Origin of the sequence: Arthrobacter sp. E44, assembly GCF_041877125.1 — a bacterium.
Taxonomy (GTDB): Bacteria; Actinomycetota; Actinomycetes; order Actinomycetales; family Micrococcaceae; genus Arthrobacter.
Genome location: NZ_JBHDJA010000009.1, coordinates 23,114 through 47,288 on the forward strand (window position 1 = coordinate 23,114; position 24,175 = coordinate 47,288).

The 24,175-nt window shown below is 65.7% G+C and carries 22 protein-coding genes; 6 read left to right on the forward strand and 16 right to left on the reverse strand.

Annotated elements, in window-relative coordinates; translation table 11 throughout:
* Positions 1 to 80: 80 nt before the first annotated feature.
* Entirely contained in the window at positions 81 to 2,033 is a 1,953-nt protein-coding gene (locus ACETK3_RS09760) for a M13 family metallopeptidase (RefSeq protein ID WP_237428205.1), read from the forward strand.
* Between the two features lie 77 nt (positions 2,034 to 2,110).
* Here the strand turns inward: ACETK3_RS09760 and ACETK3_RS09765 are convergent, their stop codons facing one another.
* From ACETK3_RS09765 to ACETK3_RS09785, 5 genes are all read right to left on the reverse strand, one after another.
* Positions 2,111 to 3,703 (reverse strand): LCP family protein, encoded by a 1,593-nt coding sequence (locus ACETK3_RS09765; protein ID WP_373992800.1) that lies wholly within the window; start codon positions 3,701 to 3,703, stop codon positions 2,111 to 2,113.
* 96 nt (positions 3,704 to 3,799) lie between these two features.
* On the reverse strand, positions 3,800 to 4,759 hold the full coding sequence (era, locus tag ACETK3_RS09770) for a GTPase Era (RefSeq protein WP_236798425.1): 960 nt from the start codon (positions 4,757 to 4,759) through the stop codon (positions 3,800 to 3,802).
* Positions 4,743 to 6,074 (reverse strand): hemolysin family protein, encoded by a 1,332-nt coding sequence (locus ACETK3_RS09775; protein ID WP_373992801.1) that lies wholly within the window; start codon positions 6,072 to 6,074, stop codon positions 4,743 to 4,745. Before ACETK3_RS09775 ends, era begins: the two co-directional genes overlap by 17 nt.
* Entirely contained in the window at positions 6,071 to 6,544 is a 474-nt protein-coding gene (gene ybeY, locus ACETK3_RS09780) for an rRNA maturation RNase YbeY (protein ID WP_236798427.1), read from the reverse strand. The genes ACETK3_RS09775 and ybeY overlap by 4 nt, the downstream gene beginning before the upstream one ends.
* Positions 6,541 to 7,629 (reverse strand): PhoH family protein, encoded by a 1,089-nt coding sequence (locus ACETK3_RS09785; protein WP_236798428.1) that lies wholly within the window; start codon positions 7,627 to 7,629, stop codon positions 6,541 to 6,543. Before ACETK3_RS09785 ends, ybeY begins: the two co-directional genes overlap by 4 nt.
* Positions 7,630 to 7,997: 368 nt before the next feature.
* Between ACETK3_RS09785 and ACETK3_RS09790 the strand changes: the two genes are divergently transcribed.
* Positions 7,998 to 8,954 carry a GerMN domain-containing protein gene (locus tag ACETK3_RS09790; RefSeq protein WP_236819537.1) on the forward strand — a complete coding sequence of 319 codons (957 nt, stop codon included), beginning with the start codon at positions 7,998 to 8,000 and terminating at the stop codon, positions 8,952 to 8,954.
* Here ACETK3_RS09790 and ACETK3_RS09795 read toward each other — a convergent pair.
* From ACETK3_RS09795 to hrcA, 3 genes are all read right to left on the reverse strand, one after another.
* Positions 8,941 to 9,720: a 16S rRNA (uracil(1498)-N(3))-methyltransferase gene (locus ACETK3_RS09795; RefSeq protein WP_373992802.1), complete on the reverse strand. Its 780-nt coding sequence runs from the start codon at positions 9,718 to 9,720 to the stop codon at positions 8,941 to 8,943. The genes ACETK3_RS09790 and ACETK3_RS09795 overlap by 14 nt on opposite strands.
* A 2-nt stretch (positions 9,721 to 9,722) precedes the next feature.
* A complete protein-coding gene (gene dnaJ, locus ACETK3_RS09800; protein ID WP_236819541.1) occupies positions 9,723 to 10,850 on the reverse strand; it encodes a molecular chaperone DnaJ in 1,128 nt (375 codons plus the stop codon).
* An 86-nt stretch (positions 10,851 to 10,936) separates the two neighbouring features.
* Positions 10,937 to 11,950, reverse strand: a complete 1,014-nt coding sequence (hrcA, locus tag ACETK3_RS09805; protein WP_236798432.1) for a heat-inducible transcriptional repressor HrcA — start codon at positions 11,948 to 11,950, stop codon at positions 10,937 to 10,939.
* 173 nt (positions 11,951 to 12,123) lie between these two features.
* Between hrcA and ACETK3_RS09810 the strand changes: the two genes are divergently transcribed.
* Together ACETK3_RS09810 and ACETK3_RS09815 are read left to right on the forward strand one after the other, a co-directional pair.
* A complete protein-coding gene (locus ACETK3_RS09810; RefSeq protein WP_373992803.1) occupies positions 12,124 to 12,972 on the forward strand; it encodes a DUF3097 domain-containing protein in 849 nt (282 codons plus the stop codon).
* 76 nt (positions 12,973 to 13,048) lie between these two features.
* Positions 13,049 to 13,459 carry a DUF4870 domain-containing protein gene (locus ACETK3_RS09815; RefSeq protein WP_056336732.1) on the forward strand — a complete coding sequence of 137 codons (411 nt, stop codon included), beginning with the start codon at positions 13,049 to 13,051 and terminating at the stop codon, positions 13,457 to 13,459.
* Positions 13,460 to 13,573: 114 nt separating this feature from the next.
* Here the strand turns inward: ACETK3_RS09815 and hemW are convergent, their stop codons facing one another.
* Positions 13,574 to 14,803 carry a radical SAM family heme chaperone HemW gene (gene hemW / locus ACETK3_RS09820; protein WP_373992804.1) on the reverse strand — a complete coding sequence of 410 codons (1,230 nt, stop codon included), beginning with the start codon at positions 14,801 to 14,803 and terminating at the stop codon, positions 13,574 to 13,576.
* 25 nt (positions 14,804 to 14,828) lie between these two features.
* Positions 14,829 to 16,685, reverse strand: a complete 1,857-nt coding sequence (gene lepA / locus ACETK3_RS09825; RefSeq protein ID WP_236798435.1) for a translation elongation factor 4 — start codon at positions 16,683 to 16,685, stop codon at positions 14,829 to 14,831.
* Positions 16,686 to 16,860: 175 nt separating this feature from the next.
* Between lepA and ACETK3_RS09830 the strand changes: the two genes are divergently transcribed.
* On the forward strand, positions 16,861 to 17,415 hold the full coding sequence (locus ACETK3_RS09830; RefSeq protein ID WP_373992805.1) for a type II toxin-antitoxin system PemK/MazF family toxin: 555 nt from the start codon (positions 16,861 to 16,863) through the stop codon (positions 17,413 to 17,415).
* 169 nt (positions 17,416 to 17,584) lie between these two features.
* A complete protein-coding gene (gene rpsT, locus ACETK3_RS09835; protein ID WP_018761400.1) occupies positions 17,585 to 17,845 on the forward strand; it encodes a 30S ribosomal protein S20 in 261 nt (86 codons plus the stop codon).
* Between the two features lie 174 nt (positions 17,846 to 18,019).
* On the opposite strand, the gene holA is transcribed toward rpsT, so the two are convergent.
* The 6 genes from holA to ACETK3_RS09865 all read right to left on the reverse strand — a co-directional run bounded on the left by holA (position 18,020) and on the right by ACETK3_RS09865 (position 24,105).
* Positions 18,020 to 19,036, reverse strand: a complete 1,017-nt coding sequence (holA, locus tag ACETK3_RS09840; RefSeq protein ID WP_373992806.1) for a DNA polymerase III subunit delta — start codon at positions 19,034 to 19,036, stop codon at positions 18,020 to 18,022.
* Positions 18,970 to 20,868 (reverse strand): ComEC/Rec2 family competence protein, encoded by a 1,899-nt coding sequence (locus ACETK3_RS09845; protein ID WP_373992846.1) that lies wholly within the window; start codon positions 20,866 to 20,868, stop codon positions 18,970 to 18,972. The genes holA and ACETK3_RS09845 overlap by 67 nt, the downstream gene beginning before the upstream one ends.
* Positions 20,869 to 21,053: 185 nt before the next feature.
* Complete coding sequence (locus ACETK3_RS09850) at positions 21,054 to 21,947, reverse strand: ComEA family DNA-binding protein (RefSeq protein WP_373992807.1); 894 nt, start codon at positions 21,945 to 21,947, stop codon at positions 21,054 to 21,056.
* 91 nt (positions 21,948 to 22,038) lie between these two features.
* Positions 22,039 to 22,554 (reverse strand): DUF805 domain-containing protein, encoded by a 516-nt coding sequence (locus ACETK3_RS09855; protein ID WP_237428213.1) that lies wholly within the window; start codon positions 22,552 to 22,554, stop codon positions 22,039 to 22,041.
* A gap of 154 nt (positions 22,555 to 22,708) precedes the next feature.
* Entirely contained in the window at positions 22,709 to 23,008 is a 300-nt protein-coding gene (locus tag ACETK3_RS09860; protein WP_236798440.1) for a DUF4193 domain-containing protein, read from the reverse strand.
* A gap of 125 nt (positions 23,009 to 23,133) precedes the next feature.
* Positions 23,134 to 24,105 carry a DegV family protein gene (locus tag ACETK3_RS09865; protein ID WP_237428214.1) on the reverse strand — a complete coding sequence of 324 codons (972 nt, stop codon included), beginning with the start codon at positions 24,103 to 24,105 and terminating at the stop codon, positions 23,134 to 23,136.
* Positions 24,106 to 24,175 lie beyond the last annotated feature (70 nt).

Below are 24,175 nucleotides of genomic sequence, written 5' to 3' on the forward strand. Positions count from 1 at the left end.
GCACTACCGTCCGTAAAGTCCAGCATGCAGACGCATTCCGGTTTTCCGCCCGGCAACGGCGTCCCAGCAAAGGAGTTGCAGTGCCCATTTCGGGGATCGATCTGTCCACCATTGATCACACAGTCCGGCCGCAGGACGACCTCTACCAGCACATCAACGGAGCCTGGCTTAAATCAACCGAGATTCCCGATGACAGGCCGCTGGAGGGCACTTTCACCGCACTCCGCGACGGGTCCGAGATCGCTGTCCGGGACATCATCGAGGAAGCCGCGGCAAAGGGGGCGGACGCCACCGGTATCGAGCGGAAGATCGGCGACCTCTACAACAGCTTCATGGACGAAGCAGCTGTTGAGGCCAAGGGCATGGAGCCCATCCGCGGACGGCTGGCCGAGGTGTTCGCCACCAGCGCTGTGCCGGACCTCATTGCACTGGCCGGCCGGCTGTTCCGCGCCGACGTGGGCGGGTTGTTCTACATCTACCCTGCCCCCGACGCCGGCAACCCGGACCGGGTCCTGCTGTACACCGGCCAGGGCGGCCTGGGACTGCCCGACGAGTCGTATTACCGGGAGGAGAAGTTCGCTCCCATCGTCTCCGCCTACGCCGCGCATGTGCAGAAGATGTTCGAACTCGCAGGGGTAGCCGATCCGCAGGGCGCAGCAGCCCGGGTCGTTGAGCTGGAGCGAAAGCTGGCGTCCCACCACTGGGACAATGTCACCCTTCGTGATCCGCAGAAGACCTACAACCTGAAGACGGCTGAAGAAGCCACCGAACTCTTCCCGCTCCTGGACACCTGGTTCGACGCTGCAGGAATCGACGAGGCCAAGCGTACGGAAATCGTGGTGAGCACCCCTGACTTCTTCACCGGCGCAGCCGCACTCCTGGGCGAAGTCCCCGTGGCGACCTGGCAGGAGTGGCTGGCCATGCGGGTCATCAGCGGTGCCGCCCCCTACCTGTCCTCCGCCTTCGTGGACGCCAACTTCGCCTTCTACGGCACCACCATCAGCGGCACGCCCCGCAACAAGGACCGGTGGAAGCGGGGCGTCGCCGTCATCGAGGCTGCTCTGGGTGAAGCCGTGGGGCAGATCTACGTGGAACGCCACTTCCCGGAGACCCACAAGGCACGGATGCAGACCCTGGTGGCAAACCTCATCGAGGCCTACCGGCGCAGCATCACCGGGGTGGACTGGATGGGCGAGGACACCAAGGCCGAGGCCCTGCGCAAGCTGGAGGCATTCCGGGCCAAGATCGGCTATCCGGACAAGTGGATCGACTACTCCGCGGTGGAGATCGACCCCCAAGACCTCCTCGGCAACGTGGAACGGGCGCACAATGCCGACGTCGACCGGCACCTGGACGAGGTGGGCAAGCCTGTGGACCGGACCAAGTGGCTGATGACGCCGCAGACGGTCAACGCCTACTACCACCCGATGATGAACGAGATTGTGTTCCCCGCCGCCATCCTGCAGCCGCCGTTCTTTACCGCCGACGCCGACGACGCCGTCAACTATGGCGGTATCGGCGCCGTCATCGGTCACGAGATTGGCCACGGCTTTGACGATCAGGGATCGCAATTCGACGGCGGCGGCGCCCTCCGCAACTGGTGGACGGACCAGGACCGCCAGGCTTTCGAGGCCCTGACAGCACGGCTCGTGGCACAGTTTGATGCTTTGTCCCCCACCGCCGCGCCGGGCCACCACGTCAACGGCCGGCTCACGCTCGGTGAGAACATCGGCGATCTGGCAGGCCTGACCATCGCCTACAAGGCCTACCAGATCAGCCTCGATGGCAAGGACGCCGAAGTTTTGGACGGGCTGACCGGACAGCAGCGTTTCTTTGCCTCCTGGGCGGCGGGATGGCGCCAGGTGATCCGGCAGGAAGAGGCGATCAGGCGGCTTGCCACCGATCCCCACTCCCCCAATGAGTTCCGGACCAACGCGATTGCGAAGAACCTGGACTCCTTCCACGAGGCGTTCGACGTCACCGAGGAGGACGGCATGTGGATGCCGGCCGCCGAGCGCGTCAGCATCTGGTAGCCAAACTAAAATTGGGCCCCGCCTGTGCGGCGGGGCCCAAATTTTTTGCCGGCGGCCTGCCGCCGACGACACTGGTGTTACCGCACGATCAGCTCAGGGTTGGCCTGCTGGCAGACTTTGTCTCCTGCAGTCTGGTTCACGATGTCCTGCGGCAAAGCCGGCGCCGTCCCACCGCTGGCTCCTCCTCCATAAGTGGTGCCGCTGGTGAAGTCGCTCCCCACGTAGACCTGCACGCCCGATACCCCCGGGGCAGGAATCATGAGGGTGGCCGGAATCCCCAGCAGGGCGGCGACGTCGGCCGCCACATCGGCGAAGCCGTTGCCGTAATACACGGCTGTCTTGGCCACCGGCTGGGCGAGGAACTGGCTGGTCTGCGTGAAGCCGCCTGCCACCAACGCCTGGACAATTTCCTGCGCGCGGCCGCTGACCCCGCTTCCGTTGGCGACAGTGACGGGCTGGATGCCCTTGTTGTACGGCGGCACCGGCGGAGCCGTCTCAGTCGGCGTCGGAGACGGTGATGCCGTCTCACTGGGCGACGGCGAAGCGGGCGCATTGGGATCGGTGAGGTCCACGTTCTTCCGCAACGCAGAGAACAGCTGCGCACCGGCAGGCTCCGCGATGACCAGCCGGTTGGGATCAACGGGCGCCGGCGTGGTGGGCACCGCCACGAACGCCACCTTGCTGATGTCGATGTCCTTGAGCCGGGTGCCGATGGTCAGGAGGGTGGGAACCGAAGCAAGCCCGTCATCAACGGTCAAATTCCGGGTAACGACGTCGGCGATCTTAAGCATTTTTGCCGGGTCGGACAGTGTTCCCTCATCCTTGATCTTGCGCGTCAGTGACGACAGGAAGCCCTGCTGCGCCTTGATCCGTCCCAGGTCGCCGCCGTCGGCAAAAGCGTGGCGGGTCCGGAGGAACGCCAGCGCCATTTCACCCTGCACTGACGATGTTCCGGCGGGCAGGCGCAGCCGGGAGTCGGGATCGTAAACGGCGTCGCTGATGCAGACGTCTACTCCGCCCACTGCATTGGACAGCTCCTTCACGGCATTGAAGTCGGCCATCATGAAGTGGTCCACCTGCATGCCGGTGAGCTTGTTGACGGTGTCCACCGCGCAGCCGATGCCGGCCTCGCTCATGGCTTCGTTGATCATCACACCTGTGCGGGCAGGGTAGTCCTTGCCGGTTTTCCTGTCCTTGCAGTCGGGGATGTCCACCAGCAGGTCACGCGGGAAGCTGATGACGTTGACGCGCTTGTTGTCCTCGGAGATGTCCATCAGCATCATGACGTCAGACTTGCCGTAGCCGGTGGAATCGTCGGAAGTTCCGTACTCCGAGTTCTTCCCGTCGCGGGTATCCGAACCGAGAATCAGGATCTGGAGCCGGCCGGTTGCATCGTTACCGGCAGCTTCGGTGTTCTCCCCGCCGGCGTTCAGCGGCGCCTTGGAGATGTTGTTCTGGAGCCGGAAAAGCCAGAACCCGCCGAAGGCGATCGCGCCCACGAGGACCAGTGCCACCACGCCAGTGACGGCCTTCAGCCACAACGGCATCCCGCGCAGGGGGCCCAGGTGGCGGGCAGCACCAACGGCACCGCCGTTTGCGTGCCGGGATACCGGTCCCGGTCCGGCTGACAGGTCAGCCTCGTTGTCACGTCCATCGCGGCCTCGATCCACCTGGTGAACCTTCCTCTAAAAACGAAATCCGGTCCATTTTAGTGGTCCAGTGTGGAGAACTTGCCGGCGCCCTCCGCCGAACGCCTTTATCGTAGGTCAGAAACCCAGTTTGACCAGTTGTTTCGGGTCGCGCTGCCAGTCTTTGGCCACCTTGACGTGAAGATCCAGGTAGATCCGGGTGCCCAGGAGGGCTTCGATCCCCTTGCGGGCGTTGGTTCCCACTTCCCGCAGCCGGCTGCCACCCTTGCCGATGATGATGGCCTTCTGGGATGGCCGCTCCACGTAGAGGTTAACGCGGACGTCCAGCAGGGGGTTGTCGTCCGGCCGGTCCTCCCTGGGGACGATCTCCTCGACCACCACGGCCAGGGAGTGGGGAAGCTCGTCACGGACCCCCTCCAGGGCAGCTTCGCGGATGAGTTCGGCAACCATGACCGCTTCGGGCTCATCCGTCAGTTCGCCGTCGGGATAGAGGGGCGGCGACGGCGGCATGTGGCTGATCAGGACGTCGGCGACCGTTTCCACCTGGAAGCCGTCAGCAGCGGAGACCGGAACAATGTCCTTCCAGCCGTCCTCCCCCATCACTTCGCGCCCCAGGGCCGCAACCGCAAGGAGTTGTTCAGTCAATGCCTGCTTGTCCACGAGGTCTGCCTTGGTGACGATGGCAACCACCGGTTGGCGGCCGACGGCGGCAAGCTGGGCTGCGATGAACTTGTCACCGGGACCGATTTTTTCGTTCGCCGGCAGGCAAAAACCGATGGCGTCCACCTCGGCCAGCGTGTCTGCCACAAGGTCGTTCAGGCGCTTTCCCAGGAGGGTACGGGGACGGTGCAGCCCCGGCGTATCCACGAGGATCAGCTGGGCGTCGTCACGGTGCACGATGCCGCGGATGGTGTGCCGAGTGGTCTGCGGTTTGGCGGAGGTGATGGCCACCTTCTTGCCCACCAGGGCGTTGGTCAGGGTGGACTTGCCCGCGTTGGGCCTGCCAACCAGGACCGCGAACCCGGCGCGGAAGCCGCCAAAATCGTTTGGTAATTCGGCCTTATTTTTCTTGCTCACGTGGAACTCCCTGCTGGGTTGCTTCGGCCTCTTCCAGGAGGCCTTCAAGGTCAGTCTCTACTCTTGGTACGGGCGCCGCAATGATGTGGCTGACCCGGTTCCGCCGGCCCTCCAGCCGCTCCGCCCGCAGGGACACCCCCTGCACCTCCACGCTGCTGCCCACGATCGGGACGCGGCCAAGCGCCTTGGCGAGGAGGCCGCCCACGGTGTCAACTTCGTCGTCGTCGATCTCCAGGTCGAACAGCTCGCCGAGATCATCGATGCCCATCCGGGCGCTCACGCGGTAGGAGCCGTCGTCCAGTGCCACGGCTTCCGCGCTCTCGGTGTCGTATTCGTCCACGATCTCGCCCACGATTTCCTCGATCAGGTCCTCGAGAGTCACGAGCCCCGCAGTACCGCCGTATTCGTCGATGACGATGGCCACGTGGGTGGATTCCTTCTGCAACTCGCGCAGGAGGTCGCTGACGGGCTTTGACTCCGGCACGTAGCGGACCTCGCGGGCCAGGGACTCTACCAGGGGTGGCTCCTGGCCGGCTGCCAGTTGGTGGATGACCGCGGCCACGTCCTTGAGGTAGATGATGCCAAGGATGTGGTCCGTATTCTCGTTGATGACTGGGATGCGGGAGTAGCCCGAGCGCAGGAAGAGGGACATTGCCTGGTGCAGGCTGGATCCGGCGTCGATGCTGACGATGTCCGTCCTGGGCACCATGACAGCCCGCACCAGGGTGTCGCCAAAGTCGAATACCGATTGGATCATCTCCGCCTCGGTGTCTTCGATCATGTCGGATTCACTGGCCCGGTCCACGAGCTCCCGGAACTCCTGCTCGCTGAAAAACGCATCGTCGCCGCCGGGCGCTCCGGGGGCTGCCGCGCTACCGATGGCAACAAGCCAGCCCGGAACGGGTCCCAGCACGCTGGTGAGGAACCGGACCATCGGGGCGGTGAAGCGCACAACAGCCGTGGAATGCAGCCGGCCGAGCTGCCGGGGCGAAACACCCACGATCACGAAGCCCAGAAGCGCCATGATGCCGGTCGCCACCAGGCCGGCGACCCACACGTTGTCCAGCAGGCTGGCGATCAGCACCGCGACGGCGACGGCGGAGGCCATCTCGAACCAGACGCGCCAGAACCGCAGGGCCCGGGTGTGGGCCACGGGTTCGGCAAGGATGCGCCGCATGGCAGTGCCGCGGCTCCGGTGCAGTGCCTCTTCGGCGTCGTGGCGGGGAAGGAAACTGAAGGCGGCCTCGGCCGCGGTCAGTACGGCCGCGACGGCAAGGAAAACCAGTGCCACCGCGACCAGGAGCAGTTGCGTCACTGGGTTGTCTCGGCGGGGGCTTCTTTGCCGGTGAAGCCGGACAGGAGTTCGCGCTGGAGCCCGAACATCTCCGCTTTCTCTTCCGGCTCGGCGTGGTCGTAGCCCAGCAGATGCAGGATGCCGTGCGTGGTCAGCAGCAGCATCTCGTCCTGGAGCGAATGGCCGGCGTTCCGGGCCTGGACCTTGGCCACCTGCGGGCAGATGGCGATGTCGCCCAGCATGCCCTGGGGCGTCGGCCGGTCAGGGGTCCCGGGGGTCAGCTCGTCCATGGGGACCGAGAGCACGTCCGTGGAGCCAGGTTCGTCCATCAGCTCGATGTGCAGCTTCTCCATGGCGGGTTCGTCCACCAAGAGGATGGAAAGTTCGGCCTGCGGGTGGATATAGAGCTGTTCAAAGATGTACCGCGACAGGGCCACGAGCTCCGATTCCTCCACCTGGATGCCGGACTCGTTGTTGACCTCGATGCTCACGCGTGTTCCCCCCGTTTTTCCCTGCTGGCTGAGTGCTTGACCCGGTTCCGCTGGGTTTCGTCCCAGATGCTGTAGGCGTTGACGATGTCCCCCACAAGCCGGTGCCGTACAACGTCAGCGGCATCCAGGACGGAGAAACTAACGCCCTCGATTCCCTGCAGGATTTCCTCGACGATCCGCAGCCCGGAACGCGTTCCGAAGGGCAGGTCCACCTGGGTGATGTCTCCGGTGACCACCATCTTGGATCCGAATCCAAGCCGGGTGAGGAACATCTTCATTTGTTCCGGCGTGGTGTTTTGTGCCTCGTCGAGGATGATGAAGGCGTCATTGAGGGTTCGCCCGCGCATGTACGCCAGAGGGGCCACCTCGATGGTGCCGGCGGCCATGAGGCGCGGGATGGACTCGGGGTCCATCATGTCGTGCAGGGCGTCGTAGAGCGGCCTGAGGTAGGGGTCGATTTTGTCGCTGAGCGTTCCGGGCAGGAATCCCAGCCGCTCCCCGGCCTCCACCGCAGGGCGGGTGAGGATGATCCTGCTGACCTCTTTTTGCTGCAGCGCCTGGACCGCTTTCGCCATGGCCAGGTACGTCTTGCCGGTGCCGGCGGGCCCGATGCCGAAGATCACCGTGTTGGCGTCGATGGCGTCAACGTAGTTCTTCTGGTTGAGCGTCTTGGGCCGGATGGTCCTGCCGCGGCTGGAGAGGATGTCGTGGGTGAGCACGTCCACGGGATTCTGCAGGGACTGGGTGCGCAGGAGCGACACCAGCTGCTGCAGCACCGCGGGCGTGATGACAGTGCCCCTGGCCACCAGGCCACGGACCTCCTGGAGCAGCCGCATGATCCGGGGCACGTCACTGACGGGGCCGCTGATGGACAGTTCATTGCCGCGGGCGTGGAAATTGACATCCGGGAACTGCTCTTCGATAAAGCGCAGCGCCTCGTCGTGGCTGCCAAGTGACTGAACCATCTGGTCGGTGTTCTCAAAGAGGACAACTTCGGTCCGGGTGCCGGGCATTGAGTGCGGAAATTCCCCCGGACTGCCTTCGCCCGTGTTGAGCCGGCGCTTACCATTTGCTGATTCAGTCATGGTGTTGGCCCGCAGGCCCGTGGTCCCCTCGAAGATCGACAACACTTGTTTTGCGTTTGGCTGATGCCGGTGCCCGTCGCGCGGTGCTCCCTGCCCAGCGATCCCTTTATCTTACGCCAGCACGGGTATGGAGCGGATATCCGCCCGAATGGGAGCTGCCGCGCCACCCCTGAAAGGTTCCCGAGCAGGGGGCTTAGATATCAACTTCATATCGGCCATATATCGTTCCAGTTGCAGTTCGCCGGAAGGACGCACAGAGCGGCTGACCGTGCGCACCGCTGTGCAATGCTGGAAATCCAGCATCTGCTGGGACGTCAGGCCGCCAGGGGGATCGGCCCGCCACGCCAGGAAAGGACAAGGGCAGGACAGTGCCGGAAACCTCTGTGCCCAAAAGGGCAGGACGACCCAAGGGCCGCCTGTGCCCGGCCGTCCTTGCAGGAATTTTGGTGCTTGTGCCGGCCCTGGCAGGCTGCACGGCCGAGGGCGGGCCTTCACCTACAGGCACCAGCGCATCGGTCCCCGCCTCCGGGGGCACTATGCCGGACGGCCCGGCCACCAGCGCCCCGCTGGAAACCACGCAGTCCTCCAACAAGGCCCCGGTGTACTGGATTGGCCGCAGCGGGGGGAACATCTTCCTTTACCGCGAATTCCGGGACGTCCCGGAGCAGGACAACCCGGTGACCCGGGCACTGCGCGCCATGATGTCGGAAAAGCCCCTTGACCCTGATTTCTTCACGCCCTGGCAGAACCCGGACAAGCTGGCCACGTCCATTTCCGGCAAGGATGTCATCACCGTCGACGTCTCGGCCGACGCCTTTAACAGCAACCTCGATGCAGACATGGCGGCACGGGCCATCCAGCAGTTGATTTACACGGCCACCGCGGCGGCCGCCAGTTCGGGCCTGATCGACACCGGCCAGCAAGTCCGGGTCCGGATCCTCGTGGACGGCCACACGGACTACGTGGCGTTCGGAAAGATCCAGCTGGGCGCGCTCATGACGCGCGCGGCAGGCCTGGTGGCGCCGGTATGGATTATCGACCCCCAGGAAAACGCCGAGGTGCCGGGCGGCAGCGTAAAAGTCACAGGGCGCAGCACGTCACCTGGCGCGAAGCTCCACTGGCAGCTCCTTCGGGCCGGGGACGGGGGCAGCAAAGCGCCCTTCCTGAACGGGGAGACCACGGCCGGCACGGAGCAGGGACAGGCGGGCGTCTTCACGCTGGCCCTGAACCTGCCGCCAGGCGACTACGAACTCCGGGTGGCGCAGGCCGGCTCCGGCGGGGAGCCGGACAAGAACGAGGACACCAGGACCTTCAAGGTCCGGTAACGGTCCACCGGCCAAGAATGTCGCTGGCAAGCACGACGGCGGCAGGCCCGGCTGTGGAGGACCGCAGGACATGGTGCCCCAACAGGGCTGTCACAGCCCCTTTGTCGCAGAGTTTGGTTACTTCCCGCGGGCTGATTCCGCCCTCCGGGCCGACGATCAGCAGGATTTCACGGGAGCCGGTGCCTGCACTCCCCTGCCACGCTTCAAGGACGGTACGCAGCGGCCGTACGGCGTCTTCATGCAGGATGACCGCCAGGTCCGCGGCTTTCACCGCGGTGGCGAGCCCTGTGGTGTCGACGGCGGCCCGCACTTCCGGGATCCAGGCACGCCGTGCCTGCTTGGCGGCCGCCGCCACGGTTGACTCCCACTTGGCGTGCGCCCGCGCTGCCCGGTCGCCCTTCCAGCGGACGATGGACCGTTCGGACTGCCAGGGAACCACCGCGTCGACGCCCAGCTCGGTGGCCGTCTCAATGGCCAGTTCGTCGCGATCACCCTTGGCCAGGGCCTGGACCAGCACCAGCCGCACGTCCGGCCTGTCTTCCACCGCCAGGCTGCCGCACTCCACCTCGAGGCCCGAGGGTGCAGCCGAGACGACTCTTCCGGTCATGCGGGTGCCGGCGCCGTCGACAATGTCCACGGCCTCGCCCGGCGCCAGCCGCTTTACGGTGACGGCATGGCGCGCCTCCGCCCCTTCGAGGACAAAGATGCGGCCCGGCGTCATGGCGTCCAGCGAACCGGTGGAGGTGAAAAAGACCGGGTTGCTCACCGCTACAGGTTCCCGAACCGGTCCCGGAGCTTGGCGAACATGCCGCCGCTGGCAGCCAACTTGCCTTCGGTGATCTGCTCGCCGCGGAGCTTGGCAAGCTGGCGCAGCAGGTCCTCCTGCGCGGAGTCGAGCTTGGCGGGGGTGTCCACCTGCAGATGGACCTTCAGGTCGCCGCGGCCATAGCCCCTCAGGTGCGTGACGCCCAAGCCGCGCAGGGTGATGATTTCGCCGGACTGGGTGCCCGGCTTGACATCGATCTCCTGGGTACCGTCGAAGGTTTCCAGGCTGACGTCCGTGCCCAGGGCCGCAGCGGTCATGGGGATGTGCAGGGTGGCGTGCAGGTCATCGCCTTCGCGCACGTACGTGGGGTCGTTGTTGACGCGGATCTCCACGTACAGGTCGCCGGCGGGCCCACCTGCCGGGCCGGCTTCGCCCTGCCCGGAAAGCTGGATGCGGGTGCCGGTGGCGACGCCGGCAGGAACCTTGATGGTCAGTGACCGGCGGCTGCGGATGCGGCCCTGGCCGCTGCATTCGTTGCAGGGGTCCTTGATGACCGTACCGAAGCCTTCGCAGGTGCCGCAGGGAGCTGCCGTCATGACCTGGCCAAGGATGGACCGGACGGCCCGCTGGACCTGGCCGCTGCCGCCGCAGATGTCACAGCGCTCCGGGTGGGTGCCCGGGCGGCAGCAGGATCCATCACAGGTGGGGCAGACCACTGCGGTGTCCACCTCGAGTTTCTTGTTGACTCCAAAGACGGCGTCGCGGAGGTCGATCCGGACACTGATGAGTGCGTCCTGGCCACGGCGGACCCGGGACGCCGGGCCAGACGTGCCGCCCGCGCCAAAGAAGGTGTCGAAGATGTCCTGGAACGCGAACCCCTGGCCTGCGTAACCGGCGCCGCCGAAACCGTTGTCCGTGCCGTTTTCGTTGCCGGTGGTGTCGTAGATCCTGCGCTTCTGGGGGTCGGAAAGGACCTCGTAGGCGTGCGTTACCGCCTTGAAGCGCTCGGCAGCGTCGGCACCTGGGTTAACGTCCGGGTGAAGGGTGCGGGCCAGCTTGCGGTAGGCCTTTTTGATCTCTTCGCCCGTAGCTTCGGGTGAGACTCCAAGGACGTCATAGTGGCTGCTCAAAATTCGTGTCTCTTCCTTGTTGTACTGCGTTCAGTCGGGCGCCAGGACTCTTGTCCACAGCCGAAGCGGACTCCGGCGGCCAGGAGTCAGGGCCCCAAAATCCTGGAAAGGTAGCGGGCTACGGCCCTGACGGCGGCCATGGTGGTGGGATAGTCCATTCGGGTGGGTCCGAGGATTCCCACCTTGGCTGCACTGTCCGGACCATAGCCGGTGGCCACCACGGAGGCCTCGGCAAGGCCGTCATAGGGGTTCTCCCTTCCGATGCTGACGGCCACGCCGCGGTGGTCCTGGGCCATTTCGCTCAACAGCCGCAGCATCACCACCTGTTCCTCGAGCGCCTCCAGCACCGGACCAATACTCAGGGGGAAATCAACGTTCGACCTGGCCAGGTTGGCGGTGCCGGCCATGACCATGCGGTCTTCCCTGCTGTTCTGGGCCAGCGCCTCCAGGCCGAGGGCAAGCGCGTGGGCTGCCTGGCGCTGCGGCTGGGGCGCAGCGGCCACGACGGCGGGAAGTGCCTGGGCGAGGTGGCTCAGCCGGGTTCCCCCCAGGGCGGCAAGGAAACGGGTGCGCAGCTCCGCCAGCGCTTCGTCTCCGAGGTCCTGCCCGACGTCGATGACGCGCTGCTCTACCTTGCCGCTGTTCGCGATGAGGACCACGAGGACCTTCCGAGGTGCCAGCAGCACGAATTCGATGTGGCGGACAAGTGCCCTGCTCAGGTGCGGGTACTGGACCACGGCTACCTGGTTGGTCAGTTGTGACAGCAGCCGGACGGTGCGGTCCAGCACGTCGTCGAGGTCGTCCGCACCCTCCAGGAGGGTTTGGATGGCTCGGCGTTCGGGAGCCGACAGGGGCTTGACGGCGGAGATCTGGTCGACAAAAAGCCGGTAGCCCTTGTCCGTAGGGATCCGGCCGGCGCTGGTATGGGGGGCCGTGATCAGCCCCTCGTCCTCCAGCGCGGCCATGTCATTGCGGATGGTGGCGCTGGAAACGCCAAGATGATGCCGCTCCACCAGGGCTTTGGACCCAACCGGCTCGCGGGAGTGGACGTAATCCTCCACGATCGCCCGCAGTACTTCCAGTTTGCGTGGCTCGCTCACTCTCCACCTCCATCCATGGTCCGGGGCACCCGCCCCGTCCGGTGCCGCCCAAGGGTTAGCACTCGACATGCCTAAGTGCTAACAGTCTATTATGCCTCGGCCCGTTGTTAGCATTGGTACCGCTCCGGGCGAAATTCCCGGGTTGAGGAGCTAGCGCTAGGCGGATTGATTCCATGGATTACCAGAACTGGGGCCCCCGGGGCATTTCCGCTCCCAAGCGGGTGGAGCTGCCCGAGGTCCCTGTGGAGCGGGGCATGGTTCTTGAGGAAGTACAGTCCGGCTGGGTGGGCGCTGTCACCCGCGTGGAGAAGTCCGGCGGAATGCACCTCGTGGCATTGGAGGACCGCCGCGGAAAGTCCCGGTCCTTCAAGCTCGGATTCGGTTTCCTCCTCGAGGGCCAGCCCATCCGATTGATGCCGCCCGCGCCCAAGGCCGCCGCCGGTCCTCCCGCCGGCCGGACCGCCTCCGGTTCAGTGCGCGTCCCAGGCCAACGCGCCCAGGTCGCAAAGGCAAGCCGGATCTGGGTGGAAGGCAAGCACGACGCCGAACTGGTGGAAAAGGTCTGGGGAGACGACCTGCGCGTGGAGGGCATCGTCGTCGAGCCCCTCCACGGCATCGACGACCTGGCCGCAGCCGTGGCGGACTTCAAGCCCGGCCCTGGCCGCCGCCTCGGCGTACTGGTGGACCACCTGGTTCCCGATTCCAAGGAATCCCGGATCGCCGACGCCGTCATGGCGTCCCCCGGCGCGGCCGGCAACGTCCTGATCGTCGGCCACCCGTACGTGGACGTCTGGCAGGCAATCCGGCCTTCAGTCCTGGGCATCGAAAAATGGCCCGCCATCCCCCGCGGGCAGGACTGGAAGACCGGGATCCTCAAAGCGTTCGGCTGGCCCCACAGCACGAAGGAAGACATCGGCCTCGGATGGCAGAAATTACTGGGCGCCGTACGCACGTACGCGGACCTCGAAGCGTCCCTGCTGGGCCGGGTTGAGGAAGTCATCGATTTCCTTACCGTGCCCTAGGCGGCGGGCGCCGGCCCTAAAGCCAGTATTCTTGGTAGTAGTCAGCACTAACTTGCACCTCAGAAGGACACAGACTGTGGCAGAAAACGCACGTGATCACAGGGACGGCCAGGGCCGCTCCGAGTACCATGGCGTACCCGCCAACGCCCTGCCGCTTACGGCCAGCGAGGACCGCCAGTGGGCCACGCTGGCGCACTTCGGCGGGATCCTGGGGTGCATCCCCTCGCTGCTGATCTACCTGATCTTCCGCGACCGCGGGCCCTTCACCGCGCAGGAATCCAAGGAAGCGCTGAACTTCAGCCTGCCGCCCACCATCGCCGCGGTGCTGGCCAACATCCTGGTCTTCATCCCCTATGTGGGAAACATCTTCGCGGTCATCGCCACACTGATCTGGGTGGCCCTCACCTGCTTCTCCGTAGCCGCAGGTATCCACGTCAACCGTGGCCAGCCGCACCGCTACCAGTACAACCTGCGCTGGATCAAATAGTCCCCGCCCGTTCCCTAGCCTCGCAAGCTCGGCCAGGGAACCCTACGGGCGTGGGCCCACCCAGCGGCTCCCTGCCCTCGCAAGCTGCGGGGCGCACCCAGCGGCTCCCTGAGATTAGTCAGGGAGGATGCGGCGGACCACTGCGTCTGCCAGCAGCCTGCCCTTGAGGGTCAGCACCAGGCGTCCGCGGAAAGCAGCAGCAGGCTCCACCAGGCCGCCCGCGATCAGCCCGGCCACCTCGTGCCGCCCGGCAGCGCTGAGCGTTGACACCTCAAGTCCTGACTGCAGGCGCGCCTCGAGCATCACCTTTTCCAGGTGCCTGGTTTCCGGATCCAGGGTCTCCCTGCCGGCAGCCGGCGACAGCCCCTGCGACAGCCGGTTGGCATAGGCGGACGGGTGCTTGACGTTCCACCAGCGGACCCCGCCCATGTGGGAGTGGGCGCCCGGCCCGATCCCCCACCAGTCGTCGCCCTGCCAGTATGCGAGGTTGTGCCGGCACGCCTGCCCCGGAGTGCGCGCCCAATTGCTGACCTCATACCAGCCAAGCCCTGCTTCGGTGATCAACTGGTCGGCGAGCTCGTACTTGTCGGCGTGGTCGTCGTCGTCGATTCCCGGGACTTCACCGCGCCGCATCTGGGCTGCCAGCTTGGTACCCTCCTCGACGATCAGCGCGTAGGCGCTGATGTGGTCCGGCTGGTACGACAGGGCGGTCTCCAGTGAGTGCCGCCAGTCGGCCAGCGACTCCCCCGGCGTGCCGTAAATCAGGTCCAGGCTGACAGCCAGGCCGGCTTCCCTTGCCCACTGCACCACCTGCGGAACCCGGCTCGGCGTGTGGGTGCGGTCAAGGACCTTGAGGACGTGCGGAACGGCGGACTGCATGCCAAAGGACACGCGGGTGAAGCCGGCTTCCTTGAGGACGGCCAGGGATTCAGGGGTGACGGAGTCCGGGTTGGCTTCCGTGGTGACCTCGGCGCCGTCCTCGATGCCCCACTGGTCGATGGCAGCGCGCAGGATCGCCGCAAGGTCTTCAGCGGGAAGCAGCGTGGGCGTGCCGCCGCCGAAAAAGACCGTGCTGAGCTTCCGCTCCGGCATGCCCGAGCCCGCCAGCACCTTGGCCGCCAATGCCACTTCTGACACCGCAGTTTGGGCATATGCATCCTGGGATGCGCCGCCGCCGAGCTCCGTGGCGGTGTAGGTGTTGAAGTCGCAGTATCCGCAGCGCACGGCGCAAAAGGGAATGTGGACGTAAAGGCCGAAAGCCCGGCCCGCCGCACCGTCCGCTGCCTGTGCAGGCAGCAGACCGTCCGACGGCGCCGGGTCGCCGAGGGGAAGGACGCTGGGCATCAGGGCGTCCCCCACTGCGCAGTGGTCACTTCTTCTTTGCCTTGTCCTTCGATTCGTCCGTGGTGAGGGCGGCGATGAAGGCCTCCTGCGGCACTTCCACCGTGCCCACCATCTTCATGCGCTTCTTGCCTTCTTTTTGCTTTTCCAGCAGCTTGCGCTTACGTGAGATGTCACCGCCGTAGCATTTCGCCAGTACGTCCTTGCGGATGGCCCGGATGCTTTCACGGGCGATGATCCTGGAACCGATGGCCGCCTGGATGGGCACCTCGAACTGCTGCCGGGGGATGAGTTCGCGGAGCTTGCCGGTCATCATCACGCCGTAGGCGTATGCCTTGTCCCGGTGGGTAATGGCACTGAAGGCGTCCACCTGCTCACCCTGGAGCATGATGTCCACCTTGACCAGGTCGGCAACCTGCTCGCCGTCGGCTTTCCAGTCCAGGGAGCCGTAGCCGCGGGTCTTCGACTTCAGGATGTCAAAGAAGTCGAAGACGATTTCCGCCAGCGGCAGGCGGTAGCGGATTTCCACCCGGTCCTCGGAGAGGTAGTCCATGCCGCCCATGACGCCGCGGCGTGACTGACACAGTTCCATGATGGCGCCGACGAATTCGTTGGGGGCCAGGATGGTGGCGGAGACCATGGGTTCGCGTACTTCCGCGATCTTGCCGGTGGGGTACTCGCTGGGGTTGGTCACGCGGACCACCTTCTTGTCCTCCAGGGTCACCTCGTATTCCACGTTAGGCGCAGTGGAGATGAGGTCGAGGTTGTATTCGCGCTCCAGGCGTTCGCGGGTGATCTCGAGGTGCAGGAGACCCAGGAAGCCCACCCGGAAACCGAAGCCCAGCGCAGCCGAGGTCTCCGGTTCGTACACCAGCGCCGCGTCGTTGAGCATGAGCTTTTCGAGGGCGTCACGGAGTACCGGGTAGTCGGCGCCGTCCAGCGGGTACAGGCCGGAGAACACCATGGGCTTGGCATCGGCGTAGCCGGGCAGCGACTGGGCTGCCGGCTTGGCCAGGTTGGTGACAGTATCGCCCACCTTGGACTGCCGGACGTCCTTCACGCCGGTGATCAGGTAGCCCACTTCACCGACGCCCAGGCCCTTGGAAGGTGTGGGTTCGGGTGAGCTGACGCCGATTTCCAGGAGCTCGTGCGAGGCCCTGGTGGACATCATCTGGATGCGTTCCCGCGGGTGGAGCATGCCGTCCACCACGCGAACGTAGGTCACCACGCCGCGGTAGGTGTCGTAGACAGAGTCGAAGATCATGGCACGGGCCGGACCATCGGGGTCACCCTCCGGCGCCGGAAGGTCCCTGACAATCTTGTCCAGGAGGGCTTCCACGCCCACACCGGTCTTGCCGGACACGCGCAGGACATCCTCCGGGTCGCCGCCGATCAGGTTGGCCAGCTCAGCTGCGTACTTTTCGGGCTGCGCCGCGGGAAGGTCAATCTTGTTAAGCACCGGAATGATGGTGAGGTTGTTCTCCATGGCCAGGTACAGGTTGGCCAGCGTCTGGGCCTCAATGCCCTGGGCCGCGTCCACCAGCAGGATTGCGCCCTCGCAGGCGGCCAGGGACCTGGACACCTCGTAGGTGAAGTCCACGTGGCCCGGGGTGTCGATCATGTTCAGTGCGTAACTGACACCATCCACCTCCCACGGCATGCGGACAGCCTGGGACTTGATGGTGATGCCGCGTTCACGCTCAATGTCCATGCGGTCCAGGTACTGGGCCTTCATGTCGCGCGCCTGGACCACCCCGGTGGACTGCAGCATCCGGTCAGCCAGGGTGGACTTGCCGTGGTCAATATGCGCGATGATGCAAAAGTTCCGAATGATTGCCGGATCTGTCGCGGCGGGCACCGGTGCGGTGCGGGCCATGGGAGACACGCAGGGTCCTTACTGTTGGCTTTTCTGCAGCCATCCGGCGGCACGCGAAAGGCGCCCGCGGACCAGCCGCACATCTTGAACCTCCAGTGTCCCACGTCCGGGACCCCGCCACCGCATCCTGACCGCCTTCTACCGGTGCGCTTCTGGAGCTCAACCCCGCCGATAAGCTGTCGGGATGGCCATTGATCTCCGCTCCCTGGGAAACGCCGTCCGCCGCGGACTGCGCCTGCTGCAGAACCGATCGTCCGTTCCACCGGTCCCAGGCGGGCTGCCGCCCAAGAGCGCCGGCGGCGGGGGTCCGGCGCCCGACAGCGCCACCGCAGCGTCGGCCGCCTACCCCGGTGACTTCCGCGGCCGCGCGGACATCCGCTACGCCCCGCAGCCGGACGGCGACCCGGATCCGGGTGAAGTGGTGTGGGCTTGGGTCCCCTATGAAGAGGACCACGGCAAGGGGAAGGACCGCCCGGTCCTCTTGGTGGGGCATCACGGCCCCTACCTCCTGGGACTGATGCTCACCAGCAGGGACAGGGTGCCCGCGGGTTCCACATCGGCCGAGTACGTGGACCTTGGGGCCGGCGGCTGGGACAGGCAGGGCCGGGCGAGCGAGGTGCGGCTGGACCGCATCCTCCAGATCCGACCCGACGGCATCCGGCGTGAAGGCGCGGTACTGGACAGGGCGCGCTTCGAAAAAGTGGCGGCCGGGCTCCGCAGGCGACACGGATGGAGCTGACCGGCGCAAATGGCCAGTGGCGCCGCTGACCTGCTATTCTTTATTGCTGTGTGTCCGTGCAGGTCGACGGTCACTGATAGCTGGCCGCCATAGGTATCCCCACGCCGCTCAGTCAAGGCCAGCTTGAAAGCCCTCTAGACCATTTCCGCATTACAAAGAGAGTTCACACGTGGCGAATATCAAGTCCCAGAAGAAGCGCATCCTGACCAACGAAAAGGCCCGCCTGCGCAACAACGCAGTCAAGTCCGAGCTGAAGACGGCCATCCGCGCCGTCAACACCGCTGTTGAGTCCGCTGACAAGGAAGCTGCTACTACTGCGCTCGTTTCTGCCAGCCGTAAGCTGGACAAGGCTGTCAGCAAGGGTGTTCTGCACAAGAACAACGCAGCGAACCGCAAGTCGGCGATCTCCAAGAAGGTCAACGCACTCTAAGGTTTCCAGTTCCCACGAACTGATGGTGTGGCCGGTACCCTCGGGTGCCGGCCACACGCCTTTAACGCGTCTTCTTCGGGAGCCGCGGCAGCCCGCCGTCGACGGTTACCTGAAACGCCTTATTCGTCTGCTGCGTGAGGCCATAAGGCGGCAGGAGCTGATGCCGTGCCGGCGCTACCTGCCCTGGACGGACATGGCAATCACGGTCACGGCATGCTCCACCGCGTAGACCGGGTCCCGGGAGAGGCCCTTGACCTGCGCGTCAGCCTCCGCCGTGGCCTGGATGGCGCGCACCAAGCCCTCGGGCGTCCAGCGCCGGACATCCCGCTGCGCCTGCTCGACCAGCCAGGGCTGCATTCCCAGGTCCGCGGCAATCTGCGCTGGTGATCCAGAAGCACCTGCCACCCGGGCCACCGTCCTCAGCTTGGATGCCAGGGCTGCCACCAGTGGCACCGGGTCTGCGCCGGTAGCAAGGGCATGGCGGAGGGTGGACAGTGCCACCGGCGCGTTTCCCGCCATTGCTGCATCGGCCACCTTGAAAGCGGTGGCTTCGACCCGGCCACCGTAGTACTTGTCCACGGTTTCCGTGGTGACGGTGCTTCCCGCATCCGCGATCAGTTGTGCGCAGGCGGCGGCAAGTTCCGACAAGTCTGCACCCACGGCGTTCACCAACGCCTGTACTGCATCCTGGTTGATCCGCCGGCCGGCTGCCTTGAACTCCGCGACCACAAACTGGACCTTGTCCGCATCCTTCTTTAGCGGCTGGCAATCCACCACCGGCCAGCCGCCCTTCCTGATGGCGTCGAGGAGCTTCTTGCCGCGCGCTCCCCCGGCATGCCGGAGCACGACGACAGCGTCCTCCTCCGGGTGTTGGAGGTAAGCGAGGGCATCCGCGAGGAAGGCGTCGTTCATGCCCTCCACTGCTTCCACTTCGATGAGCTTGTTTTCACCGAAAAGCGAGGGACTCACCTGCATGGTGAGGGCGCCGGTCTCATAGCCGGCAGCGTTCATGCGGCTCAATTCAACGTCCGGTGCAGCTGCCCGTACCTGCGAACGTATCCTGTCCATGGCCCTGATGCCCAGATACTCCTCCGGCCCGCTCACCAGGACGATCCTGTCCGGAGTTACATCCCGCCAGGAGGCCGCGTTCGATGCCGGGGAGCGGGTTGCTCGCTTTTGCGCAGCGGCCATCGAAGGTCCCTTCCGGAGGTGTTATTGCAGTATCCCAGCCTGCCATGTCTGTGCCCCCGGTCCAAGCCGCAGGCGCGGCAGAACTGTTGCAGCCGCAGTTCCACCAGCCCGATCAGCACCACAGTGGCGGCGTGCGCTTCCTGAACTTTGCGGACGACCTGCAGGGGCCGGGCCGCCGCCCAAACGGTGGCGAGTGTCACCACCGACAACAACACCATGGACAACAGTCCGGGTATCCCCTCCGGCCAGGGAAGGGCTGACCCCGGCAATTGAGCCGCGCACCGGGCGATGCCGCCTACTCCGGCGCTGAACATCCCTGCCACTGCTATCAGCCCCGTGGCCAGCCACGGCAGCAGAACCACCAAGGGTACAGCAGCGGTACCCAGCAGTGTCACGGGAGCCACAAGAGGTGAGGCGGCCACGTTGGCCAGCAAGGAATAGGTTGCAAACTGCGGCTGCAGGAAGACGATCACTGGCCCACACAGCAACTGCGCCGACAACGGAACCGCAACTGCCGCGGCCACCCACCGCGGCACTGCCGCGGGAATCCACCCGACGATTCGCCGTCCCAGGAGGATGATGCCCAGCGTGGCCAGGACGGACAGCAGGAATCCGAAACTCGAGCCCAGCTCCGGGTCCGACAGCAGGAGCCCGATAACAGCGAGGCACAGGAAGCTCAGGCCCCGTCCCGAGCGGCCGCCCGCCAGGGACGCGACACCAATGGCACCCATCAGCGCCGCGCGCAGGACGCTCGCATCAGGTCCCACCAGGACAACGAACAGGGCCAGGCCGGCGAGGGCGGCTCCAGCAGCAGGAGCGCGGGGCAGCCGGATACGACGGCACATCACCAGCAGCGCGCCCAGGACAAGGCTGCAGTTTGCGCCGCTGACAGCTGTCAGGTGGGTCATGCCCACGGCCTTCATCGCGTTGCCCAAGCCCTCGTCCAATGCACTGGTGTCGCCGGTGACCATTCCCGGAAGCAGTCCGCGGGCGTCGGGTGGCAGGAACGCGGAGGCGGCAACAAAACGCCCGCGCAGGTCCCTCGCTCCCGCCTCCAACAAGGAACCGTTATCCGACAGCGAGCTGCCTGAAGCGTTACCAGGGCCTGTCGAGGCATTGAGGTTCCCCACTTCTTGGCCACCGGGCTCTGCGGGCCGCAGCTTGCCGGTTGCCCGCAGTGTCTGCCCGGGAACGACATTCCCCCAGCCTTGTCCGCCCATGACGACCAACCGGGCCCGTATCCGGACCAGAACACCGCCCGTCGTCACTTCACGGGTCAACACCGGCACCGACCACCGTTCCCCCGTTCCTCCCCGGCCGCCGATGGCGCGCGGATTTCCTGCCACCTCGACCACGGCAACGGCCGATTTCCCGGCCGCAACCGCTTCCGCGAGCGGCCCATCGGACCGTTGGCTGGACGCTGTTGCAGAATGTGCTGCGGCAGCAGCAGCCAATATCAAAGAGACGCCCGCTGCCGCCCGATAGCTGCGTCCCCGCGCCCTGCGGAAGGTGGGAACTGCAGCAGGCCCGGTGCCACCATGCGCTCTGCGTTTCCGTCCGCCCCTGGCTGCAATGGCCAGGAACGCGCCGCCGAGCGCCACCAGGGCGCAGCAGAGGGCCGCCAACTCCGTGGGCGGCAGCCAAAGCCCCGCCACCGAGGCAGCCCACACCGACGCTGCCGGCAGGGCAAGCCGGAGGTCAGTACGCTTCTGTAGTTGGCCAGGACTTGAGTCGGCTTCTTCCTGGGCCTTGCGGGCGTCCACAATCCGTGCGCGCACCCGGTCCAGGCCGGATGTCGGCGTTGTCTCCCGGGCGGCCGGCACTGCGTCCATGTCCTGCACGGCCGACTCAATGAACCGGCTCCACGGGCTCTTTGCTCCTGGACGCCGGGTTACTGACGGTCGCGTTCCCTGACTTTCCGCCTCAGGACGCAGCATTCCTTTCCCACTCCTGGGATTCCGGACGGTCCCCTCCCGCCGCCGGTTCGTATTTCTCCTGCCCGGACTGGTGGCCACGGTTACCCCTGGACCGTGACCAAGGGAAGCAAGGCCTCAAGCATCTTGGGGCCAACACCGTCCACAGCGTCCAGCTCTTCGACGCTCTTGAAAGGACCATGTTCCTTCCGCCAGTCCACGATTCGCTGTGCCAGCACCGGGCCGACCTTTGGCAGCGTGTCCAGTTCAGCGGCGCCGGCGGTGTTCAGGTTGACCTTCGCGCCCTGGGTCCCCTGCTGCACGGTACCGCTTGTCCCGGAGGAGCTGGCCCCGGATCCATCCGGTCCTGTGCCTTCCGAAGCTGCAGCATCCGACTCGGCGGGCAGGGGTTCCCCATGCTGTGGGACGTAGATCTTCTGGCCGTCCTCCACCATAAGCGCAAGGTTGAGCCGGTTGGCATCGCCGTCAGCCAAAGCGCCACCCGCTGCAGCAATCGCGTCATCTACGCGGCTGCCCTGCTGCAGCCGGATGACCCCAGGTTTGGCAACAGCTCCGGCGACATGGACTACCACCAGTACCGCACTGCTGGGCTCCCCCTGGCTTGAAGCAGGGTCAGGGGCCGAACCCGCAGCGGCGTCACCCTTGGATTCTTCTGAGAGTCCCCCGGAATCCATCCCGCTCAGCGGCAAAACCTCCGGAGCTGCCGATCCTGCCTGGCACCAGAACCACGCCCCGGCCGCCGCGGCCAGCGCGGCCAGCAGCACGGCGACGCGCAGGCCGACCCGCCCTCGTAGGGAAGGTGACCGGCGGGATTCACTTTCAGCTCCATCCCCCTCGCCGGAGCCCCGGAACTCAAAACCCGTCTGACCCGGGCCATGCTCCAGAAGTCCGGGAGGTGCCTTACCGATGGTCGCTTGAAGCCTGGCGTGTGCGTGCCGCGCCTGCTGACCTGCTGTTCCAGCATCCCGGCGTGACATAGCTCCACCTTAGGAACCCAGTCGGTTAAACGGCGAGGAACCGGTGGCCCTATGTGGAAACATGCCGACGGCAGCGTGCAGCGGGGGCAGCTTATGAGGGGGTAAGTCCGTCAGAACCCGGAGGCGCAGGCGGGGAGTTGTATCGGGGTCCTGCTGGAGCCTGCCAATACCCGGCTCGGGAGTACCTGTCGAACCGTTGCCCCAGCGGGTTCTCACGCTGCGCGAGCAGCACGATGAGGATAATCCATCCGAGCACCGGTATGAGGGCGAGGAGCAACAACCAGCCGCTGAGGTTGGCATCGTGGAGGCGCCGGACCGCCACAGCGAGCGAAGGGACCACAGTGGCGAGGAACCAGATACCCCCGAGCGCACTGGACCCCGTCACTTGCCCATTGACGACTGTCGGGCTGATCGAGTTCAACACGGCGGACGCCAGTCCGGAGGCGAGGAACCACCACCAATACTCACTGCGACTGGCTCGTCCGGTAAAGACGGCGTACTTCTGGAATACACGCTTGACTGCCTCGACGGGCGGAGCGCCGTAGTAGGGGAAATCCAGCCCCGGGACTGCGTTCCGCGAAGCGTCCGGGGGCTGCTGCATGGTCATCGAACTGTCCCTTCCGATACGTCGCTGCCGCCAATGCTACGGAAACAGGAGGCGCAGGACCTGGGCCAGAGGGCCCTACTCCAGGACCAAGCGCAGACAAAAGCTTGGTGAAGACAGAAAACCAGTAAGTTGCGGGGCCTCCGACCGGAGCCGCTCAGCCCTCACATTCAGTGCAGTAGGCATGGCCGTCCTTTTCCCGCGCCTTCTGGGAGCGGTGGCGGACCAGGAAGCAGGACCAGCAGGTGAACTCGTCGTCAGCCTGGGGAATCACCTGGACGACGAGCTCTTCGGCGATGAACTCCCCGCCGGGGGTGAGCCCGTCCAGGGTGTCAGCCTCGTCGAGCTCCTGGACCACGGATTGCGCGTCCGGCGCTTTGGCGGACTTCAGTGCCTCCAGCGAGTTTTCCTGGGATTCCTTGACGTCGGTGCGGAGTTCATCGTAATCGGTTGCCACGAAGGTACATCTCTTTTCGCTTGATGGGTGTTACCGGTCCTGCAACGTACAGCCCAACGAAAGAATTCCCTGCCGGAACTGCTGCCTCATTTCAGGCGCTGCGCCTGCCCGTCAGTTGCGGGCCGCTACTCGATTTCCACCCTGCCCACAATGACCGCCAGGACACCCAGCCCGGCGTGGGCCGCCAGGACCGCCGGCAGGGAGCTGATCTGCGCGGGGGGACAATCCGGAAGAGCGGCTTCCAGTCTCGCCGCCAGGCTCTTAGCCTCCTCCGGGTTGCCGAAGTGATGGACGGCAAGGCGCACGGACTGACCCGGATGGGGTGCGGCTGCGGCCACAACAATTTCCTCAAGGCGCGCCACGGCCCTGGAAGCGGACCGCACCTTTTCGAGCGGCACGATCCTGCCGCCGTCGAGTGCCAGGATGGGTTTGATGGCAAGCATGGTGCCCAGCAGCGACGCAGCGGCTCCGATCCGCCCGCCGCGCCGCAATTGTTCCAGGCTGGGTACATAGAAAAAGACCTTGGTGCGGTCCGCCTGGGTGGCCGCCGCAGCGGCCACCGCCGCCCGGTCCGCACCAGCGGCCGCCGAGTTCACCGCGGCTTGAACCGCCATCCCCTGCGCCATGCCGACGGTCCGCGTATCAACTACGTCGACGGGGATTCCTACCCTGGCTGCAGCCAGGCGTGCGGAATCTGCCGTACCCGAAAGCTCGCCGGAGATGTGGACGGACACGACCGCATCGAACCCATGAAGCTGAGCGGCGCGGTAGGCCTGCTCGAATTGTCCCGGTGATGGCCTGGACGTTTTGACCGGAGTCCCCGCGGCCAATGCCAGGGCGATGGTCTCCAGGATGTCGTCTTCACCTTCGCCGTAAATTTCCGCACCCACCATGACGGGCATGGGCGTCACCGTCAGGATCCCGTCGCACGGTAGCCCGCGTGGATAGTCCGCAGGGAGGGCGGCAGCGGAGTCGGTCACGACGGCGGTGCGGACCACAGCGCCTCCGCCGCGTCCCGTGCCCTGCCGGGCCGCGGGACGGAGGCCGGAGAGCCGTGCGCGCACCCACGGCCAGGCGGCGGCGTTACTGTCAGGCAAAGGGCCTCCTGGAGACGGTGACCGGCTCAGCCAGGACCGGCCGCCGGAGGACAACCCCCGACGGCCGGCC

Coding starts and splice junctions, on each gene's coding strand:
- ACETK3_RS09785 (WP_236798428.1), bottom strand. CDS start 7,629: ATGACTGAATCAGCAAATGGTAAGCGCCGGCTCAACACGGGCGAAGGC.
- ACETK3_RS09810 (WP_373992803.1), top strand. CDS start 12,124: ATGGATTACCAGAACTGGGGCCCCCGGGGCATTTCCGCTCCCAAGCGG.
- hemW (WP_373992804.1), bottom strand. CDS start 14,803: ATGCCCAGCGTCCTTCCCCTCGGCGACCCGGCGCCGTCGGACGGTCTG.
- ACETK3_RS09830 (WP_373992805.1), top strand. CDS start 16,861: ATGGCCATTGATCTCCGCTCCCTGGGAAACGCCGTCCGCCGCGGACTG.
- holA (WP_373992806.1), bottom strand. CDS start 19,036: ATGGCCGCTGCGCAAAAGCGAGCAACCCGCTCCCCGGCATCGAACGCG.
- ACETK3_RS09845 (WP_373992846.1), bottom strand. CDS start 20,868: ATGGACGCAGTGCCGGCCGCCCGGGAGACAACGCCGACATCCGGCCTG.
- ACETK3_RS09850 (WP_373992807.1), bottom strand. CDS start 21,947: ATGTCACGCCGGGATGCTGGAACAGCAGGTCAGCAGGCGCGGCACGCA.
- ACETK3_RS09855 (WP_237428213.1), bottom strand. CDS start 22,554: ATGACCATGCAGCAGCCCCCGGACGCTTCGCGGAACGCAGTCCCGGGG.